A 22,250-nucleotide genomic window follows, 5' to 3' on the forward strand; every position below is an offset into this window, starting at 1 on the left:
TTTTAACTCATTGCTTTATTTTTAAAGTAAATGAGTTTTTTATTTTTAAGGAGATTTAAAAAATATGATTACAAAAAAAGAACAAGATTTTATTAATGGTCAAATATTAGAAAATCAAAAAAATATTGAAGAAATTGAAAAACAAATTCAAAATTTAGAAAAAGAAAGAAATTATTTTCAAAACGAAATTTCAATAAATGAAATTACAATAAAAAATTTTAAAACTAATATTATTTTTTGAAGTGAACAAAAGGAAAAAATAGAAACAAAAATAATTAATTATAAAAATCAAATTTTAAAGTTAAAAAAACAAAAAATTAATATATTTAAAAATTTTTTTATTAAAATTTTTTCATTTGGAAAAATCAATATAAATCAAAATATTAATAATTTAATTCAACAAGAAGAGAAAAATTGTGAATTATTAAAAGAAACAAATTTAAATAATCAGAAAAAAATTGAAACTTTAAATTTAACTTATAATGAAAAAAAAGAAAATCATAAAAATTTAATAACTAATATTAATAAAATAACTGAAAATATAAATAAATTATTGAACCATAATAATAAATTATTACAAAATAATAGTAATTTATTATTTAACTTATTAAATCAAAAACAACAAAAAGTAATTATCAAAGTTGATGAACAAACGATTGAAAAATATGAATCAGAAATATTTAAACTTAATGAGAAAATTTGTGATTTAGAAAATAAATTATTATCTAGCAGTAGTGATGAAGGATTTCATTCGAAATCTACATCAACAAATTCTTTACCTTCAAGTAATTCATTGTCTTTAAATAAACAACAAAAACCACAAATACCAAAAGTGATTAATAATCTAAAAGAAAAAATTAAACCATGAGAAGAAACTTTAAGAGAATATCCAACAGAAAAAGGTATTCAAAAAAATAAGTTAAATTTCTAAATTAATGTATGAAATATTCTCGTTATATTTATCAAATAAATTAATACTATTTAAATTTATTTCTTGTTTATCTGTTATTAAAATTAAATCATAGTTACCAGCGCCAAATATACCACTAATTTCAATCCGATTTAAGTTATTAATCGGATTTTCAATTAGTAATTCAAATTTGTTATCATTATCAATCTTTAAAATTTCTTTATAAAATTCTAGTTTTGAAAATAATTGATATTTATTTGAACCATATAAATTTAAAGCATTTTCAATTTTGTTTTTATCAATCATTGCTCTTGTAAAGTATTTTCCATATTCGCCATTTCCTAATGTTCAATCTGCTGGAATTAATGACGGAATATTATTGCTTTCTAATTCATTTGTAATAGATAATCAGTTAAATTGATTGTCATCTAGTTTGAATAGTTCATTTTGACTGATATCATTATTTTTTAATTTAATATTATTCATATTCGTAAAATCAAAATAATCGGATTTTAATACTACTTTTACATCTTTAAATTCTCAAATTTCGTTAGAACCTGTGTGTATAGGATTTGATTTTAATTCAAAACAATAAGGTAATAATAATTTATAATCATCATTTAAACCTTTATTTATTGATATATTAGAATAAATATTGTTTGATAACATAATAACTATTTGTTTAAATATTTGTACTTGTGGTAAATTGACATAATTTGGATAATCTAATTTTCATTGTTTAAATAAATTAGTAATTACATCTTCTGGTTTTTGTCCTTCAAATTTTGAACGTAATTCTGCTATTTTAGAAGTTAAATCATTAGGTTGAAATCCATCAAAGTTTCTATTATAAGTATATGTATAAGTTAACATATCTAATAATACTTTTTGTAAACTATCAATAGTTGGTGCATCTTTAATTTCTATTTCAATATCATCAAATTTATTATTAGTTGCAACATATTGATAAAATTGACTTTCACCTACAAAATCTCAAACTTCTTTATCCTTTAATTCTTTTTGACTTTTTAATGGTCATTTACCACCTAAAACATTACTAAACTCATATCCTAATCAAGAATGGGTTATTCTTGCATTATTAATAACTTCTCTTCTTGTTACAGAACCACTACTAATTTTAATTAAGTCTAAAACTGATTTTTCTTGTCCAATAAATTGTTTTGCTAAATTTCATGGTAATATTTGTTCACTAAATCATTGTTGTAATATTCTAACTTTTGGTTGAGTTTCAATAGGCATTGATAACAGCGGAAATGCTATTTTATCTTTAACAAATAATTTAGGGTATACTTCCATATTGTCAACTTCACCAAGTACTTTTATATTACCAAAAATCATGCTTCTAGGGGCTTTAATTTTTAAACCAGTTACTTTTGTATCTTTATCTAATGGTTTTTGTAATTTAATAATAATGGGATAACCATCTCTTGTTTTAAAATCTTTAATTTTAATAATAGTAATACTTTTAGTACTTCTTGATTTTGGATTTTGATAAGGTTGTGAATAATTATTTATGATATATAAATTATCAATATTATTTTCAGTTAATGGTTCATTAATAGATACTGCATATAACTTAAATTGATTTAATAAATTTATTTCTTGAAAAATTAAATTTTTAATATCAGTCATACTATATTCAATTGTATTATCATTAATATTAGTACTTGCTCTTTGATTTAATTGCATAGTAAAGTCTGATGTTTCAACAGCAGTAGTTTTTAATACTTTTTCAATATCAATAAAACCTATTTTAATAGTATTTGCTGAAAATTTTAAACTATTATTTTCATTATTTTTAAATAAACGCTCAATTTCATAAATATATAAAGTTGGAATGGCAACCCTTTTTAGGACTATTTTTTGGTAGACATTTGTTTTTGATAACTAACTGGAGTTAGGTAGTTTAGAGTACTGTGAATTCTTATGTTGTTATATCAATTGATGTAATCAAATAATTCTAATTTTAATTGGATTAATGATGTAAAATTTTTATCATTAATAAATTCAATTTTGAAAGTTTTAAAAGTTGCTTCAGCAACAGCATTGTCATAAGGACATCCTTTTTTGCTTAAAGATCGAGTTATGTTGAAAGCTAATAAAAGTTTATCAATAGTTTTATTATTAAATTCATTACCGCGATCAGTATGAAATATTTCAATATCTTTTAAACAGTGATTTGATTGCATAAATGCTTGATATACTAATGATGCATCTTTTTTAACTCCAACACTATGTCCAATAATTTCGCGGTTAAATAGGTCGATTAATAGGCAAATATAGTTTCATTTACCATTAACTTGAACATAAGTTAAATCACTAACAATAACTTCATTTTTAATTCTATTATTAAAGTTTCTATTAACAAGATTGGTTATTTGACTATCATTGACTTTATTATGATAATTTTTGAATGATAATTTAGTGTATTTTGATATTAAATTATGCTTATTCATAATTTCTTTAATTTTTCTGCGTGATAAATAAATTTCTTGGTTTGCTAGTATGACTTTTAATCTTCTAGTACCATAAACTTCTTTATTTTCTTTAAAAGCACTAATAACAGCTTGTTCATAAATATTATTTTGAATTTTATTTTTTTTCTTTAAATTAAAATAATATGTTGATTTAGAGAGTTTTAAAAAATGACACATTGTGCGAATTTTATATTTAGATTTATTATTTGCAATAATCTCTACTTTCTGCCTATTTGGATGGGTTACACTTTATTGGACACTAATTACATAGACAAGTGAACAAATTAGTTAAAAGAAAGGAATTATAATTATGGTCACTATTAACTCATATTCAGATGAATTTAAAAAACAAATAGTAGCTTTATATCAAAGTGGCAAATCAGTATCTTGCCTTGCTAAAGAATACAATGTTACAAGAGCAGCTACTTACAATTGAATTAAGCAATTTACTAATTCAGGTAGTTTTAAAACTAAAGATAATCTTTCAGATTTAGAAAAACAATTAATTCAAGCAAATAAAGAATTAAAACAGTTACGAATGGAAATTGATATTTTAAAGCAAGCAGCACTAATAATAGGCAGAAAGTAGAGATTATTGCAAATAATAAATCTAAATATAAAATTCGCACAATGTGTCATTTTTTAAAACTCTCTAAATCAACATATTATTTTAATTTAAAGAAAAAAAATAAAATTCAAAATAATATTTATGAACAAGCTGTTATTAGTGCTTTTAAAGAAAATAAAGAAGTTTATGGTACTAGAAGATTAAAAGTCATACTAGCAAACCAAGAAATTTATTTATCACGCAGAAAAATTAAAGAAATTATGAATAAGCATAATTTAATATCAAAATACACTAAATTATCATTCAAAAATTATCATAATAAAGTCAATGATAGTCAAATAACCAATCTTGTTAATAGAAACTTTAATAATAGAATTAAAAATGAAGTTATTGTTAGTGATTTAACTTATGTTCAAGTTAATGGTAAATGAAACTATATTTGCCTATTAATCGACCTATTTAACCGCGAAATTATTGGACATAGTGTTGGAGTTAAAAAAGATGCATCATTAGTATATCAAGCATTTATGCAATCAAATCACTGTTTAAAAGATATTGAAATATTTCATACTGATCGCGGTAATGAATTTAATAATAAAACTATTGATAAACTTTTATTAGCTTTCAACATAACTCGATCTTTAAGCAAAAAAGGATGTCCTTATGACAATGCTGTTGCTGAAGCAACTTTTAAAACTTTCAAAATTGAATTTATTAATGATAAAAATTTTACATCATTAATCCAATTAAAATTAGAATTATTTGATTACATCAATTGATATAACAACATAAGAATTCACAGTACTCTAAACTACCTAACTCCAGTTAGTTATCAAAAACAAATGTCTACCAAAAAATAGTCCTAAAAAGGGTTGCCATTCCAATTATTAGTGCTGCTTGCTTTAAAATATCAATTTCCATTCGTAACTGTTTTAATTCTTTATTTGCTTGAATTAATTGTTTTTCTAAATCTGAAAGATTATCTTTAGTTTTAAAACTACCTGAATTAGTAAATTGCTTAATTCAATTGTAAGTAGCTGCTCTTGTAACATTGTATTCTTTAACAAGGCAAGATACTGATTTGCCACTTTGATATAAAGCTACTATTTGTTTTTTAAATTCATCTGAATATGAGTTAATAGTGACCATAATTATAATTCCTTTCTTTTAACTAATTTGTTCACTTGTCTATGTAATTAGTGTCCAATAAAGTGTAACCCATCCAGATGTTAATAATAAAAATTTTAAAATTTTACAATTACACAAAAAAAGACAAGATTATTTCTTGTCTTTTTCCTTTGAGAATAATTTTTTTAAATGTATATTTTTTAAAATACGTCGAATATAAATTTAAGGGTAAAAGAGAATTTAATTTTTCTATCATCATTTTTAAATGGTAATTTTGGAAATAAGTTACTAATATAATAATTAATTATTTCGTAAATTTGACAACCGCCCATTATGAAGAGCTTGCAAAAATGCAAGAATAATTGCAGCAAGATTAAAAGAACATCCTAAGATTAAAAAAGTATTTTATCCTGGACTAACTAATTCAGCAACAGAACAAGTACTTTATGAACAACAAATGAAATTACCGGGAGCAATGATTAGTTTCGAATTAAAATGTGGATATGATGGAGGAATCAAACTATTAAATAATTTAAAATTAATAATTTTGGCAGTTTCTTTAGGTGGAGTTGAGTCATTGATTGAACATCCAGCTTCAATGACACATTCTACTTATAATGCACAAGAATTAGCAGATGCAAATATTTCAGAAGGTCTTGTTCGTCTTTCAATTGCTATTGAATATGTTGAAGATTTATGAAATGATTTGGAACAAGCATTAAAAAAACTATAATAATTATTTATATATAAATAAAACAATTTATTAGCAATATGCAACCATCAATAACATGTTTCCACTTAAACAAAAATCAGTATAACCATTTGGTAAAATAAATGAGTCACCTTTTTTAATACTAGTATCATCAATTATACCATTACCATCCAATACTGAGATTTGCAATCATCTAGTATTACGATAACTATAATGCTTAATTCCCTCATTAATTAATTTAATTAACTTAAAAAACTTATTATCAACTAAATAATTATCATGACCATTAGCTTCACTACTATTTAAATCAGGAGCTAAAACAATAGTTGATGCTTCTTTCAAATGCAAATTTCGTAAATTACCAAGTTCATCTTTACGACCATAATCATATAAACGATATGTAATATCTGATGATTGTTGTAGTTCAAAAACCATAGTATGTGCCAATAAGCCATGAATTTTTAGAGAAGGAACATAAATAAATTGATCTTTTTTAATTGGAATATATTTTAATAGTTTATGTCATTGTTCTTTTACCAATCATTGATTAAACTGATCTTTGGTTTTAGCATTATGACCCAAGATAACTTTACCTTTGGGTAAACATTCTAATATATACCAACATTCAGTTTTTCCTAAACATTGATGATTTTTTTCTGCGAATTTATCATCAGGGTGAATTTGAACGCTTAAACTATCATTTGCGTCTAAAATTTTTGTTAACAACGGATATTCTTTATTAATCACATTACCTGAACTATCAAGATTAGCAAATAAACTGGGTTGCTGTTTAAACAATTCTGCTAAACTTAATCCCTTATACTCGCCATTTAAAACATAACTCATTCCATTGGGATGAGCACTAACTAATCATGCTTCACCAATTGGTGTATTTTTAGGTAAATCAAAATTAAATTTGTGTGCTAATTTTTGACTACCTCATAATTTGCGAATAAAAGCAGGTTTTAAAAAAATTATTTGTGATGTGCTATTATTCATATTCATTCTCCTAAACTTTGATTATTTGTTCAATTAAACTTTATTTTTACTATTTTTAGATTTAGATTTTTTACTATTAAATATTTTCATGATTCTTTCATTCATTAATTTAAAAACCTTAATATTACGTGATTGAATAATTAATAATCCACCATATACTAAACAAGTAACAATACTTCCAACAATAATGGCTAAAAAGAATAAAAGAATACTTACCCAAAGCACATAATTAACTGAACTAACTGCACCTAAGATAGCAACAATAGGACCACCATGACCCGCAGCATCAGTTAATAAGAAAGTACCAGCAATACTACCAGCAACAGCACTACCAATAATATTACTAATAATAGCACGTTTTGGATCTCTTACTGCAAAAGGAATCGCACCTTCAGAAATACCAATACACCCCATTAACATAGCTGTTAAACCTAATGTACGTTCACTTTCATTAAAGAATTTACGAAAAATCAAAGTTGTTAAACCCATTCCAAGTGGTGCAACAGGAATAGCTGCAGCTACTGCTCCCATAAATAATTGTGAACTAGGATCAGCAGTTATCGTTGTTGAAGCTGCTAAAAAAGCAACTTTGTTAATTGGACCACCCATATCAAATCCAACCATTGCTCCTAGCAACATTCCAATTGCTGCCATTGCTTCACGTGGCATGTGGGTTAACCCATTTTGAAATTGTTCCATTATTCAACCAATTGGAGCTCCAATTGCATAAATAAAAGTGAAACTAATTAAAAATGTTACTACAATAGGAATAAAGAAAATTGGCATAATTGGAGCAATAGTCTTTGGTACTTTTCAAGTAATAATTCATCTTACTAAATATCCAACACTTGGACCAATTAATAATGCTCCTAAAAATCCAGCAGAAACCTTTGGCTCTAAACCAGCAATTGGATAAACTAATCCTGCTGTATTAGCAACATATGCACTTACCATTGCCGGAACCAAGGCAGCACGTCCTGCAATTGAATTAGCGATAAAACCAGCTAAAATTGGAATCATTAATGTAAAAGCAATACTTCCGGCTTGATTCATAAAATAAAGAAAATGATTGTGTGGTAACTTGGAAATATCAAAGTCAGCACCATAAACTGCTTTAGCAATACCAATTGATAATGCTAACATAATTCCACCAAAAACAACAAATGGAACCATATAGCCAACACCAGCCATAATATGTTTCATAATTCCTTGTTTATCAGTAGTAAATAAATCATTTGATTTATTTTCTTTTTCCGCTTTTTGTCCCGATTCTGACTTGTTTATTTCATAAGGTTTTGCGTTAGCAAAAGCATCATTAACAATACTTTCAGGATTTTTAATAACTTTGCTAATTTCTACTTTATATAATGGTTTATTATTAAAACGTTCTAATTTTAAATCTGCAACACCGGCTGATACTGCAATAATAACTAAATCAGCATTGGCAATATCAGTTGCTGTAAAAGCACCTTTAATACCAATACTACCATGAGTTTCAACTTTAATATTATAGCCTAAATTTTTTGCAGCAATTTCTAATTTATCTTGTGCAATATAAGTATGTGCTACCCCAACTGGACAAGCAGTAATTGCTATAATATTTTTAGTTTTTTTTGAAGAACCTTTCATATCTTCACTAATAGTTTTACTACTAGTTTCAACATTAGGTTTATTATTAATATTTAGTGATTGAATAATTGCTTTTTTATCTTTTGAATTAAATAATATTGATTGAAATTCCGGTTTTGTTAATCTTTGTGCCACTTTTGATAAAATTTCCAAGTGTTCATTACCAGCACTTTTTAGTGGCACAATTAAAGCAATAATTGCTTTAACGGGTTGTTCATCTAGTGCTTTCCAAGGAATTGGCTGTTTAAAACGCATAATAAAAATTCCTGATTTAACAATATCTTCATTACGGGCATGCGGCACAGCAACACCATCACCAAAACCAGTAGTTCCTTCTCCTTCTCTTTGTAGAAAACTATTAACTAGTGATTTTTCACTAATATTTTTTTTCAAAAAACCTAATTTTTTAGCAGAAGTTGCTATTTCTTGAAAAGCTTCTGCTTGTGTTTTACAATCAGATTCAAGAAAAACATGTTCTACTGTCAAAATATCATCTTGTTTAGACACCATACTTCATCTCCTTACTTAATAAATATTCATGACATAATATTAAATTATTATTTTTAAAAAAACAGTTTTTTTATTTAAAAAATTAATTAAATTTTTTAATTACTTTATTAGTTTTAATTCTATTTTCTAAATATAAATCTTTATGCTTTGATTTTAATAAATATGTTGTTACTAAATCATTAAAATAAGTAATAGCAAATAATGGAGAAATAAATATTTCTTGTGCTTCATAAAGTCCTGAAGAAACAATATTAAATGTTCAATCAGCATAAGTCACTAATTCAGTTTTATCTTGTGATGTAACAACTGCAATTTTAGCATTATTCTTTTTAGCAAGTTTAGCTGCTTCAACAATAGTAGCGGTTTTACCTGATAATGAAAAAAGAATTATTACATCTTCTGGAATAATTAAAGAAGCATGCATTAAAATACTATCATCATCTTTATTTAAACAGATTGATCGTAAACCAAACCGATATAATTTATTTGATAAATCCTCCGCACCTAAACCAGAATGACCAATGCCTGCTAAATAAATACAAGCTTTACGATTATCATCTATTCAATTAATAAATCTTTGTAATTCCTCATAATTAATCGTTGAATCATTTAAATCCATCAGTTTTTTATAATGTTCTTTTAAAACACTACGATCATCAAAAAACTCACGATTTAAAGCTTTGAAAGTAGTTTCTTGCGCAGCTAAACTAATGATAAATTCACGATAACCTTTAAATCCCAACTTCTTAATTAAATTATAAACAACACTATAACCAACAGTATTTTCTTTAGCCAAAGAACTAATAGTAACTTGATCCATTTTTTGACTATTCTTATTAATATAGTTAATAAGAACTTTTTCTTTTTTTGTGAAATTATTTTCTTCCTTTGATACTCTAGATCAAAAATTATCATTGATAAGCATGTAAAAACTCCTTTTTAAACTAATGTAAAATATTTAAATATTATTATTTTTTAATTATGTGATGAAAATGGATCATTAATATAATATGGTTGCAAATCTTCCATGTTTTTTACTTCGATAAAATATGGTGACAACTTTTGAAAATTTTCCACAATATTACACTTTTCTAAATTTTCAATTATTTTATAATCTAGTAAATCACTAATAATACCAATTTTAGCATTTTCATCTACTAATTGCGGCTGAATAATTATTTTTCCATTATCACATACTGCCAAATAACTTTTATTATTGTATGCTGACAAAACACTTATTGATTTTATTAATCCTGCCTGTAATAATAAACTATTAATAGTAAAAACCGTTAAAAAACTATTCAAAACTTTAAGTGTTTTGACAAAAGTAATTGCTACTCTAATTCCAGTATAACTGCCAGGACCATTTGCAATAACTACTTTTGAAATATCTTTTAATTTTATTTTACATTTTACAAGTAAATTAGTAATAGTTGGAATTGCCAATTCTGTTTGTTTTTGTCAAGCAATAAATGATGAACTTGCTAAAATTTTATTACCTTGCAAAATCACCACTGTTAATTTGTTATTTGTTGTATCTAAATATAATTGATACATAACATCACCTTATTATTTCATTTAGTTGCTATTAATAATTTTCTAATATCTTACATACTTATTATAATATCATGTATAATGTAATTAAAATAGAAAAAATATAGAATTGTGAGTTGATCCATATGGGAATAAGAAAAAATATAGGATTTAAAAGTAAATTTTCTGATTTTTTACTTTGATCTGGGCTAATTATTGCTGTTATAGGTCTAATAATGCAATTTGCAATAGTTTTAATTGAGTATAAACCAATAACAGTTGGAACACCTAATCCTCATAATTTATGAACTCCAGATGGCCCATGAGTTGGTATTTGAACAATGATTTCTACCTTTACTATTCAATCAAATTTTTTAGTTTTTCTTTTGTTTTGTTTTGTATTAACAAATCGTTTTCATGACAATCGCGCACAATTTGTTTTTGGGCGATTGTCATTAGCAATTACTGTTTATATTACCGTAACTCTTATCGTATTTTTTGCTGTATTATTTAAACCAATGATAAATAATTTAGATAGTAGTAATAGTATTAGCATATTAAATTTTATAAATACATTTTTATTACATTTAATAGTACCAGTGATAGTGATTTTATATTTTATGTTTTCTGCTGGTAAATACTACTGAAAACTCGGAAAACAAACATATCTTTGAATACCAATTATTTCTATTTACATGTTTGCATATTTAGGTTATGCACTTGCTAAAGGAAATTTTGTTGGTTTTTTAAGAAAAGGAACGACAGAAATTGATTATTCATTTCCATATCCATTTTTAGATTTTCATAAAAGTTTAACTACTTTCTTTATTTATATCTTTGCAATTTTAATCTTATACATAATTTTGATGTTACTTTTTACTCTTTATAATAATATTCTTTATAAGAAAAATAATAAACCAATAGCAGCTTTAAGAGATACAAATTTTTAATGTAAAATAATTTATAAATAAAGTGTACTAGTTTATAAACTAGTACACTTTATTACTATTATTTATTATTTAAAAAATATTGAAAAATAATTGTAGGGAGGAATATATATTTGTGAAAAGTAAAATTTGAAATTGTATTATTTTTTTAAATATTATTTTGTTATTTTTTCCCTCCTTTTTCTTAATATATTTTATTTTAAAATTATATAAAAACTCCTTGTATAGCATATATAGCATACAAGGACTTAAAGTCAAATATAAAATTAAAACCGGCATTACTTAAATATTTTCTAAACATTTATAACTGCCATTTTTATTGTAACTCACTAAAAAGAAAAAACAAGTAATAACATTTTTTACACTTATCATTTTATATTTTTATATAATATATTGCATTTTAACAAGTACTACTTAAAAATAATAAACTTTATTTTAAATATTTCTTTTTACGAATAATAACAACAACTATTGGAATTATAGTTAAAAAACTAATAATGAAGCCACAAATGATAATAATATTTCAATTATTAACTAACATTTTAGTTGTTAATGGTATATTAACATCTCAGGGACGATCTGAATTATTACTTTGTAAATAATTAACATAATTTTGTTTAGTAATATCACCTTGATATTGAATAAATCATGATAAAAACTCACCAGCAGCATTATTTTTTAAATCTTCAATTTTAATACTATTATTAGTAGTACTATTTAAATATTGTTGAAAACCTGCTAATAAATTATTAGTTTTTTCAAAAAAATCAGTACAATTTGGAAAATTAGGTATTTTTGTATTGCTTCTATAAACAGTAATATATTGTTCAGAAGCAGCTTGACGTTGTAAGTCAGATGTATCTAAACCTATACAATAAACTTGAAAATTACTTCCTTGATTAAGAGTTAAATTATCACCATCTTTAATAGGTGTTCCTGAATCATTTTTTGCTTTTTGTAAAGTTTGTGAATCAACTTTTCATTTTAGTCAATGTTGTTGTGAATCACTAATATTTACTTTAGCTTTCTCAATAGCTTTATTCATAACTATTAATGTATTTTTATTATCTTGTGAATTATTTTGAACTAAATATTGAGGTGTAATTACAGGATTTTCTTTAACTTTTTCATCACTAATAGTACTAAATTGAATATTTGAACTATTATTTGTTAACTTAATAGTTTTACTATAGCCACTATCTTTAACACTAACATTAAAACTAGTTGATTTTAAATGATCGTCTGGTTTATGATTTAATATTGCATAACTAATTGAACCATTATCAAAAACTTCATCATTTTTATCATTTATTAATAATTGTTCATTCTTATCATTTTTATTTTTTGCTAAAATAGCTAACATTGGTTGATTAGTATCATTGGGATTACCATTATTAAGTGGTAAAATTGCTAACCGATCTTGAACGCTTTTATGACTATTTAAAAAATCATCGCTTGGTTTAATCATATAAGGAATACTAAAATAATTATTAAAATCTGCCCTAGGATTTACCGTTGCAAAAATACCATTGTTAATCTGTGCTGGTAAACTATTATCATGGTAACCAACATAAACATAACCAAAACTAGCAATATCATTAAAACTTTGTTTAGCAACACTACGACCAATAACTTTATCAGTAAAATATTTAATACCATTATCTGGTAAGATATTATTAGCTTTGTTTTCGATTTGTTCCTTAAATTTCTTATTAACTTCTTTACTAATATCATCATTTGAATTATTATTAACCTTATTAATAAGGTCTGATCAATCATTAAATTGTTCTGTTATTACTTCTTTATGCAATCTAATAAAATCTTCATACTTATTATTAATTGAATTTCAAGTATTGGCTTCACTAATTAAATTTTTATTATTTTCCTTAACAGTAATATGAAACCCAGAAAGTTTGTTACTGTCATTAACAGTACTAATATTAGATTGATGATTAGTAACTATCATTAAACTACTAGTAAGAGATAATGCCAAAGCCAAACTTATTGTTTTAAAACTTTTAGTTTGAAAAAAACTAAAAGATAAGAAATTTGTCATTATGATTACTCCTTTTTTACCTATTATTTGTGTTTATAATTATAATATTAAATTAAGTATATTTAATTAAATACTTAAAATCTTAGTTTTAATAAAATAAAACTAAGGATATATAATCAATTATTAAACTTTTTGTTAAATCAACATATATAATTTTAATACTTATATAATTACTTATATATTCATTAAAATTATAAGGATAAAATTATATCCTTAACATTAATAATAAACTTTATTACCAAAAAATCAAGATTAAATAATTAATAAGTTAATTTTTTTAACTTATTAAGTGTTTTAAATAATCAGTTAGTAAATATTAATAGTGATAAGAAAAAACTTGATATACTAAATAAGTAGCATATTCAATCATAATAAAAAATTAAATTTAATTCTAATATAAATAGGAGAAAAAATATGAATTGAAAAAATAGTAGTGAATACCGATTAAAAAAAAGAAATCTTATTAAATTTATTTGACGTTTATTTGGTCTACTTATTATTTCTTTATTCTTAATTTTTGATTTAATAATTACTATTAATTATCCCAATGCTTTCATTGTTCCTAATGTTGATAAACCAACTGAAAGATTAGCAATTTATTATTTTTATTTTACAACTCAAACTAATTATTTAGTACTCATTTATTTATTTGCTTTTTTATTTGAAAGTAAATTTAAAGAAAATTCAAAACCAAGTTTTTATATTTTATTAAGCATTACTATTTATATTACAATTACAATGTTAGTATTTTGAATAGGTATCATTAGTAATAGCCAAGAAAGAAGTAAATATGGAACTGATATTTATTTATGATTTAAAACAATAATTCTAAATCTAATTATGACAATTGTTATGATTTTAAATTTTGCTTTATCATGTGGACGTGATTTTTATTCACTAAAAAATCATCATAAACTTTATATGTGATTTATTTTATTTTATCCTTGTTTTTATGTAGTAATGGTAATGGTTCGTGGTGTACTACGTGTTAAACAAGGAGAAAATATTAATACTTGTTATCCTTACTTTTTTTTCAACTACCAAAAATATGGTGTAGGAGTATTAGTTACTGCTATTATTTTTCTGTTAATTATTAGTATTGGTTTACAATACCTTTATTTATGAATTAATAACATACAATATAAAAAAAAGCATGATGATGATAAACCAAATTTTCCAATCATTACTTATCCTTATGGTTTTAAATTATAAAAAATAAAATAAGGCTTTTAATTTCTAAAGCCTTATTTATACAATTTATTAAATATTTTTAATTATTCATTTACCATAGAAACTACTTCTTCTGGTTTATTAGTAACTGGAAGATATTTACCAATAATTAATAATACACCTGAAGCAATATTAAGTCCTAAAAAAATAATATTAATACCACTAATAAAATTAAAATTTGATGAAAACATAACTATTAAAGAAAAACCTGCTAAAACCAAAGTTACAATTCCAACAGCTAAACCACTATTAGCATTTCCTTTTAAAATATTATTGCACATAATAATTATTGCAATTGAAAATCCAATAGTAATTAAAAGTCCAAAAATCAATCCAACAATAAATATTGTACTAACTCCTGATGTTAATGAAGTGTGATCATATTTTGTAAAACTTTTAAAAATGACACTACTTGCTGTTGCTAAAATAATTGTAATAATTACACTTCAAATAATATTTATAATATTTGTTATGAATCCAATTTTAGCTCCAATATATAATTTTTTATCTAATTTCTTTTCAACCTTATCCATTTTTTCTCCTTTTTTCTTAAAATCTTTTTTACATTTTAATACTCTCAATCTTAACATAAAAAAAAATTTAAATTTTAAATTAAATACTAACACAAACAAAAAAATTTGGCATCGTGCTATTTTCCCATTGCTGGTATTTTCGCCGCTGGAGTGCTTAACTGCTGTGTTCGAGATGGGAACAGGTGTGACCACTCCGCCATGGACACCAAATAGTTTAGCAATTGCTCCCTAAAAACTAGAAACAGACATCTTTAAATTTGATTACTTTTGATTTGCAATAGAGAATATATTCTTCAATAAATGCTCGATCTATTAGTATCAGTAAGCTGAACATATCACTATGCTTACACACCTGACCTATCAACCTTGTAGTATTCAAGGGATCTTACTTCTTTCGAATGAGAAATCTCATCTTGGAACTGACTTCGCGCTTAGATGCTTTCAGCGCTTATTCATGCCTTACATAGCTACCCAGCTGTGCCACTGGCGTGACAACTGGTGCACCAGAGGTAGGTCCATTCCGGTCCTCTCGTACTAGGAACAGCTTTCCTCAAATTTCTTGCGCCCACGACAGATAGGGACCAAACTGTCTCACGACGTTCTGAACCCAGCTCGCGTACCGCTTTAATGGGCGAACAGCCCAACCCTTGGAAGCGACTACACCTCCAGGATGCGATGAGCCGACATCGAGGTGCCAAACCTCCCCGTCTATATGAACTATTGGGAGAGATTAGCCTGTTATCCCCGGGGTAACTTTTATCCGTTGAGCGACGGCCTTTCCACACAGCACCGCCGGATCACTAAGCCCAACTTTCGTTCCTGCTCGACTTGTATGTCTCGCAGTCAAGCACCCTTTTACCTTTGCGCTCTACATATGATTTCCATTCATATTGAGGGTACCTTTGGGCGCCTCCGTTACTTTTTAGGAGGCGACCGCCCCAGTCAAACTACCCACCAGACACTGTCCTTAGACCAGATTATGGTCTCAAGTTAGAATTTCAATATAGCAAGGGTGGTATCCCAATGGTGACTCCATGCCTACTAGCGTCTGCATATCAACGTCTCCCACCTATGCTGTACAAACTACACCAAAATTCAATATCAAGTTGTAGTAAAGCTCCACGGGGTCTTTCCGTCTAATCGCGGGTAACCTGCATCTTCACAGGTACTAAGATTTCACCGAGTCTATAGCCGAGACAGCGTCCGGATCGTTACGCCTTTCGTGCGGGTCAGAACTTACCTGACAAGGAATTTCGCTACCTTAGGACCGTTATAGTTACGGCCGCCGTTCACTGGGGCTTCAGTTCAAAGCTTCGCTTACGCTAACAAATCTCTTTAACCTTCCAGCACTGGGCAGGCGTCACCCCCTATACATCGTCTTACGACTTAGCAGAGAGCTGTGTTTTTGCTAAACAGTCGCCCGGACCTCTTCACTGCGACTCATATTGCTATGAGCTCCCCTTCTCGCTAACTTACGGGGTTATTTTGCAGAGTTCCTTAGCTATAGTTATCTCGCTTGCCTTAGGATATTCTCCTTGACCACGTGTGTCCGTTCTCGGTACAGGCACCATGGTGATGTCTTTAGAAACTTTTCTTGGAAGTATGGCATCAAATGCTTCGTTACTAAGCGAACCGTTCACTCCCCATCGTACTTCAAGGTTAACGCTGTGCGGATTTGCCTACACAACCCTCTTTGTACTTAGCCCAGCATTACCAACCACTGGGACATTTTAGCCTTCTCCGTCATTCCATCAGTCACCATGGTGGTATAGGAATATCAACCTGTTATCCATCGACTACGCCTTTCGGCCTCGCCTTAGGTCCTGACTAACCCTGGGTGGACGAACCTAGCCCAGGAAACCTTGGTCAATCGGCATGAAGGATTCTCACCTTCAATCGTTACTCACGCCGGCATTCTCACTTCTAAACGCTCCACTAGTCCTTCCGGTCTAACTTCGTCGCATATTAGAACGCTCCCCTACCGCCCACAATATATGTAAACATATATATAGACCCATAGCTTCGGTACAATGCTTAGCCCCGGTACATTTTCCGCGCAGAATCATTCGACTAGTGAGCTGTTACGCACTCTTTAAAGGATGGCTGCTTCTAAGCCAACCTCCTAGCTGTCTGAACAATTCCACATCGTTTTCCACTTAGCATTGATTTGGGGACCTTAGCTGATGATCTGGGCTGTTTCCCTCACGTCCATGGACCTTATCACCCATAGACTGACTGCCAAATATGTAACAATGGCATTCGCAGTTTAATTGCATTCAGTACCCCGAGGTGGGGCCATCATACATTCAGAGCTTTACCTCCATTGCACTAATTCTGACGCTAGTCCTAAAACTATATCGGGGAGAACCAGCTATCTCCAGGTTCGATTGGAATTTCACCGCTAGCCACAAGTCATCCACGGTCTTTTCAACGAACGTTGGTTCGGTCCTCCATTAACTGTTACATTAACTTCAACCTGCTCATGGCTAGATCACCTGGTTTCGGGTCTACGACCACATACTAAACGCCCTATTCAGGCTCGCTTTCACTTCGGCTCCGTCTTTTCAACTTAACCTTGCATGTAATCGTAACTCGCCGGCTCATTCTACAAAAGGCACGCCGTCACCCATTAACGGGCTCCGACTTGTTGTAAGCATATGGTTTCAGAAACTATTTCACTCCCCTCTCGGGGTACTTTTCACCTTTCCCTCACGGTACTGGTTCACTATCGGTAATTGGTTAGTATTTAGCCTTACGCAGTGGTCTGCGCAAATTCCGACAAGGTTCCACGTGCCTCGCCCTACTCAGGATACTGTCAAGAGATTTATACATTTCGCATACTGGGCTTTCACCATCTATGGCGTTGCTTCCCAACAACTTCTGCTATATATAAATTTTGTAACTCTTCATAGGTCGAACCTAATAGACAGTCCTATAACCCCAGTCTGACGACTGGTTTAGGCTGCTCCCTTTTCGCTCGCCGCTACTAAGGGAATCGCATTCGCTTTCTTTTCCTCTAGGTACTAAGATGTTTCAATTCTCTAGGTATCACTCTGCACAACTATGAATTCATTGTACAGTACTATCTGATTAAAGATAGTGGGTTTCCCCATTCGGACATCTCCGGATCAAAGCTTATTTCCAGCTCCCCGAAGCTTATCGCAGGTAATCGCGTCCTTCATCGTCTTCCAATTCCAAGGCATCCACCATACGCTCTTAATAATTTATTTTTAGAATATCCTATTGCAAGATAAAAATTATCTTATTTTTTTAAAAGATGTCTATTATCCAGTTTTTAAAGAACAATTGTTCAGAGAAAACAATCCCTGAAAACTAAACAGAACAAAAGAAGTAATCCAATAAATCATCCATCTAATTTTTCTTGTTGTCTTGGTTTCTTATTAGAAACTAAACTCCATAGAAAGGAGGTGATCCATCCCCACCTTCCGGTAGGGATACCTTGTTACGACTTAACCCCAATCATCAACCCTGCCTTTGGCAGCTCCCTCCTTGCGGTTAGGACACCGACTTCTGGCATTGCCAACTCTCGTGGTTTGACGGGCGGTGTGTACAAGACCCGAGAACGTATTCACCGCGACATTGCTGATTCGCGATTACTAGCGATTCCGACTTCATGAAGTCGAGTTGCAGACTTCAATCCGGACTGAGACTGACTTTTTGAGATTTGCTTGACCTCGCGGTTTAGCGACTCTTTGTATCAGCCATTGTAGCACGTGTGTAGCCCAGGTCATAAGGGGCATGATGATTTGACGTCGTCCCCACCTTCCTCTAGCTTACACTAGCAGTCTCCTTAGAGTCCCCAACTTAATGCTGGCAACTAAGGACAAGGGTTGCGTTCGTTGCTGAACTTAACCAAACATCTCACGACACGAACTGACGACAACCATGCACCACCTGTATCCTTGTTAACCTCTACTATATCTCTATAGCTTCGCAAGGTATGTCAAGACCTGGTAAGGTTCTTCGCGTTGCTTCGAATTAAACCACATGCTCCACCGCTTGTGCGGGTCCCCGTCAATTCCTTTGAGTTTCACTCTTGCGAGCATACTACTCAGGCGGAGTACTTAATGCGTTAGCTACAGCACTGCCTCATGGCAACACTTAGTACTCATCGTTTACGGCGTGGACTACTAGGGTATCTAATCCTATTTGCTCCCCACGCTTTCGTGCCACAACGTCAGTAATAGGCCAGTTAGCCGCCTTCGCCACTGGTGTTCCTTCATATATCTACGCATTCCACCGCTACACATGAAATTCCACTAACCTCTCCTATACTCTAGTAATGTAGTTTCCAAGGCGGTTAGGGGTTGAGCCCCTAAATTTAACCTCAGACTTGCAAAACCGTCTACGCACGCTTTACGCCCAATAAATCCGGATAACGCTTGCCACCTATGTATTACCGCGGCTGCTGGCACATAGTTAGCCGTGGCTTTCTGGTAAGGTATGGTCGATACTAAAATCATTTCCTATTCTAGCACTTCTTCCTTTACAACAGACCTTTACAATCCGAAGACCTTCATCAGTCACGCGGCATTGCTCCATCAGGCTTTCGCCCATTGTGAAAAATTCCCTACTGCTGCCTTCCGTAGAAGTTTGGGCCGTGTCTCAGTCCCAATGTGGCCGTTCATCCTCTCAGATCGGCTACGCATCGTTACCTTGGTAAGCCATTACCTTACCAACTAGTTAATGCGCCGCATCCCCATCAATTAGCGAAGCAAATGCTCCTTTCATTATTTATCATTGCAAATAAATAACATATGCGGTATTAGCTGTCGTTTCCAACAGTTATTCCCCACTAAATGGTAGGTTAGATACGTGTTACTCACCCGTTCGCCACTAAAGTATTGCTACTTTCGTTCGACTTGCATGTATTAGGCATGCCGCCAGCGTTAATCCTGAGCCAGGATCAAACTCTCAATAAAATTGTTTTTGTTAAAAGATGATGTCTGACTTATTTAATTTTTAATAAAAAATTGACGGATTAATTCTTGTTCTATTTAGTTTTCAAAGATCGTTTTTTCTAGTTTGTAACCCATTTATTTTTGGGACAATAACAATAGTACAACATGCCATAATTATTGTCAACCTAATTATCATAAAAAAACATTATTTTTTTAAAATTAAAATCATTAAAATTTTTTATAAAATTAAAAAAATAAAATATTATTTATTCTACTAAAAATTTAATAGTAATATAATCACTCTTAATTGATAATTGATATTGACCAATACCAATAAAGTCATACAACTTTAAAGCAAGATTTTTAAATTTTTTATTACAATCATTATTTAAAAATAATATTTTTTCAATATTATTATTTTGTAAATCTTTCACTAATTTTGAATTAATCGTTTTATTTTCTGGTATTGATCAGTAATATTCTTTTGTTAATTTATTATAACTAGTTAATTTACCATAATTTGTTCCATCAATATCTGCAAAAATTACTGATTTATTTTCATTAAATGTCAAATGACCCGCTTGAAAGGCAATAATTTTTAAAGGTCCAAGTTTTTTATTAAAATTAACACGATTAATTGTACATAGTGCCTGATGCACAGTAAATGTTGAATGATAAGATAATAAAGGATAATCTTGATTAAAATGTTCATTAAGTAACAATGTTTCATAATCTAGTTTATATTTAAGAATAATTTTTAGTTCATTAACAACCAATTTGTTATTTTCAATGAAATTTGTAACTAAACATGGTATTTCATTAAAATTTGGAAAAATATGATTAAATACTTTATTACTTGTAACCTCATATAATAATGATGCTATTAATAAATTGTCATAATGATAATTAATTAATTCAGTATCTAATTCTTGACTTAATCTTAAATAAAAATAATTAACTATTTGATAATCATTTAAAAATAAGAATTGTTTTAAGATATTTTGATTACGATTAGTATCATTATCATGGGTTTGATAATTTTTTATTTTTTTTGCTATTCGTAAATAAAAATCATTTAAAAAATTATAAAATTCTTGAATTGTCAAATCATAATCAATTAATATTTTAAAAATAGCATTATCATTATAAAGTTGATAATATGATTGAATTACCAAATAAATTTTTTTTCGTGATTGATATCATTGCTTTAAATTAGTTAAAATGACGTTTTGACTTCTTGGTTCTAAAGTAATAGTACATCCATAAGGTAAATTAAAACTATTAGTTAATTGTTTATTAACATTTATAATATGTGAGTTCGAAAGATTTTTAATACCAATGGTTATGTCATATTTTTTATCAATATTAGCAATTAAATCATAAACCTCTAAACAATGTTTAGTTTCTGTTTTTCTCAATCCTCTTCCTAATTGCTGTAAATATACTGTTTTTGAATTAGTTGGTCGTAATAAAATAATAGTATCAATTTCAGGAATATCAATTCCCTCATTAAAAATATTTACTACACATAAATAATTAATAATTCTATTTTTAAAATCATTAATTATTTTACTACGATTAGTTTGATTTTTACTTGTTAAAAAATCTGCTTTTAAGCCCTGATTTTGCAAAAATCTAGCAACAATTTGTGCATGAGTAATGTTAATACAAAAAATTAAACAAATCCGATTACTATAAAATCCAATATAGTCATTAATTACATCTAATAATAACTTATTTCTTGCTTCAGTATTTAATTTTTTAAATAATTGTTGATCATTATTTAAATCAATACCAGTTAAATCAGCAGTAATGTCATCAATACAATAATAATCAAATGGTGATAAAAGTTTTTCATTAATTGCATCTCACAATCGTAATTCATGTGCAAACTCATTATCAAAATAATTAATAATGTTTTTATTATCTTCTCGTTCTGGTGTTGCTGTTAAACCAATAATTTGTTTAGGATAAAAATAATTTAAAATTGTCTGAAAAGTTTTGGCAGCCAAATGATGAGCTTCATCAAAAATAATAATTGGATGGGTTACACTTTATTGGACACTAATTACATA

Annotated in this window: 14 protein-coding genes, 3 rRNA genes and 1 pseudogene; 5 read left to right on the forward strand and 13 right to left on the reverse strand. The window is 28.4% G+C overall.

Annotation, left to right across the window (positions count from 1 at the left end; all coding sequences use genetic code 4):
* Positions 1-64: 64 nt before the first annotated feature.
* Complete coding sequence (locus AACK94_RS05880; RefSeq protein WP_281748376.1) at positions 65-931, forward strand: hypothetical protein; 867 nt, start codon at positions 65-67, stop codon at positions 929-931.
* Here the strand turns inward: AACK94_RS05880 and AACK94_RS05885 are convergent.
* Complete coding sequence (locus AACK94_RS05885) at positions 920-2,620, reverse strand: hypothetical protein (RefSeq protein WP_338975504.1); 1,701 nt, start codon at positions 2,618-2,620, stop codon at positions 920-922. The two genes, AACK94_RS05880 and AACK94_RS05885, sit on opposite strands and share 12 nt — an antisense overlap.
* A 167-nt stretch (positions 2,621-2,787) precedes the next feature.
* Positions 2,788-3,630, reverse strand: a pseudogene (locus AACK94_RS05890) (IS3 family transposase); the annotation flags it as partial.
* A gap of 88 nt (positions 3,631-3,718) precedes the next feature.
* On the opposite strand from AACK94_RS05890, the gene AACK94_RS05895 reads away from it, so the two are divergent.
* Positions 3,719-4,836 (forward strand): IS3 family transposase gene (locus AACK94_RS05895; RefSeq protein ID WP_338975505.1). Its coding sequence is split into 2 segments (ribosomal slippage): positions 3,719-3,989 and positions 3,989-4,836, totalling 1,119 coding nucleotides; the frame shifts between segments, so codons are not numbered across the junction.
* Here AACK94_RS05895 and AACK94_RS05900 read toward each other — a convergent pair.
* Positions 4,823-5,125, reverse strand: coding sequence for a transposase (locus AACK94_RS05900; RefSeq protein WP_338975506.1), 303 nt, complete (start codon positions 5,123-5,125; stop codon positions 4,823-4,825). The genes AACK94_RS05895 and AACK94_RS05900 overlap by 14 nt on opposite strands.
* Positions 5,126-5,435: 310 nt before the next feature.
* Here AACK94_RS05900 and AACK94_RS05905 point away from each other — a divergent pair, with 310 nt between their 5' ends.
* Complete coding sequence (locus AACK94_RS05905) at positions 5,436-5,837, forward strand: PLP-dependent transferase (protein ID WP_338976368.1); 402 nt, start codon at positions 5,436-5,438, stop codon at positions 5,835-5,837.
* Positions 5,838-5,867: 30 nt separating this feature from the next.
* Here AACK94_RS05905 and AACK94_RS05910 read toward each other — a convergent pair whose 3' ends face one another.
* From AACK94_RS05910 to tsaB, 4 genes are all read right to left on the reverse strand, one after another.
* Complete coding sequence (locus AACK94_RS05910) at positions 5,868-6,815, reverse strand: type I phosphomannose isomerase catalytic subunit (RefSeq protein WP_281749621.1); 948 nt, start codon at positions 6,813-6,815, stop codon at positions 5,868-5,870.
* Positions 6,816-6,848: 33 nt separating this feature from the next.
* Positions 6,849-8,954: a fructose-specific PTS transporter subunit EIIC gene (locus tag AACK94_RS05915; protein WP_338975507.1), complete on the reverse strand. Its 2,106-nt coding sequence runs from the start codon at positions 8,952-8,954 to the stop codon at positions 6,849-6,851.
* Positions 8,955-9,036: 82 nt separating this feature from the next.
* Positions 9,037-9,879: a MurR/RpiR family transcriptional regulator gene (locus AACK94_RS05920; RefSeq protein ID WP_338975508.1), complete on the reverse strand. Its 843-nt coding sequence runs from the start codon at positions 9,877-9,879 to the stop codon at positions 9,037-9,039.
* 50 nt (positions 9,880-9,929) lie between these two features.
* Positions 9,930-10,511, reverse strand: coding sequence for a tRNA (adenosine(37)-N6)-threonylcarbamoyltransferase complex dimerization subunit type 1 TsaB (tsaB, locus tag AACK94_RS05925; RefSeq protein ID WP_338960461.1), 582 nt, complete (start codon positions 10,509-10,511; stop codon positions 9,930-9,932).
* A 212-nt stretch (positions 10,512-10,723) separates the two neighbouring features.
* Between tsaB and AACK94_RS05930 the strand changes: the two genes are divergently transcribed.
* The gene (locus tag AACK94_RS05930) at positions 10,724-11,437 is read left to right on the forward strand and encodes a hypothetical protein (protein ID WP_338975509.1); all 714 of its coding nucleotides are present in this window, start codon (positions 10,724-10,726) and stop codon (positions 11,435-11,437) included.
* 427 nt (positions 11,438-11,864) lie between these two features.
* On the opposite strand, the gene AACK94_RS05935 is transcribed toward AACK94_RS05930, so the two are convergent.
* Positions 11,865-13,490: a hypothetical protein gene (locus AACK94_RS05935; RefSeq protein ID WP_338975510.1), complete on the reverse strand. Its 1,626-nt coding sequence runs from the start codon at positions 13,488-13,490 to the stop codon at positions 11,865-11,867.
* 414 nt (positions 13,491-13,904) lie between these two features.
* Here AACK94_RS05935 and AACK94_RS05940 point away from each other — a divergent pair, with 414 nt between their 5' ends.
* Positions 13,905-14,702 carry a Pr6Pr family membrane protein gene (locus tag AACK94_RS05940; RefSeq protein WP_338975511.1) on the forward strand — a complete coding sequence of 266 codons (798 nt, stop codon included), beginning with the start codon at positions 13,905-13,907 and terminating at the stop codon, positions 14,700-14,702.
* A 62-nt stretch (positions 14,703-14,764) separates the two neighbouring features.
* Here AACK94_RS05940 and AACK94_RS05945 read toward each other — a convergent pair whose 3' ends face one another.
* From AACK94_RS05945 to AACK94_RS05965, 5 genes are all read right to left on the reverse strand, one after another.
* A complete protein-coding gene (locus tag AACK94_RS05945) occupies positions 14,765-15,253 on the reverse strand; it encodes a hypothetical protein (RefSeq protein WP_338975512.1) in 489 nt (162 codons plus the stop codon).
* A gap of 103 nt (positions 15,254-15,356) precedes the next feature.
* A 5S ribosomal RNA gene (gene rrf / locus AACK94_RS05950) occupies positions 15,357-15,463 on the reverse strand.
* A gap of 82 nt (positions 15,464-15,545) precedes the next feature.
* Positions 15,546-18,483: ribosomal RNA gene (locus AACK94_RS05955) — 23S ribosomal RNA — on the reverse strand.
* Positions 18,484-18,674: 191 nt separating this feature from the next.
* Positions 18,675-20,196, reverse strand: a 16S ribosomal RNA gene (locus AACK94_RS05960).
* Together the 16S, 23S and 5S rRNA genes form the textbook arrangement of a ribosomal RNA operon.
* A gap of 245 nt (positions 20,197-20,441) precedes the next feature.
* Positions 20,442-22,214, reverse strand: coding sequence for a DEAD/DEAH box helicase (locus tag AACK94_RS05965; RefSeq protein ID WP_338976369.1), 1,773 nt, complete (start codon positions 22,212-22,214; stop codon positions 20,442-20,444).
* Positions 22,215-22,250 lie beyond the last annotated feature (36 nt).

Origin of the sequence: Spiroplasma endosymbiont of Monopis laevigella (assembly GCF_964019975.1) — a bacterium.
GTDB classification, from domain to species: Bacteria; Bacillota_I; Bacilli_A; order Mycoplasmatales; family VBWQ01; genus Spiroplasma_E; species Spiroplasma_E ixodetis_A.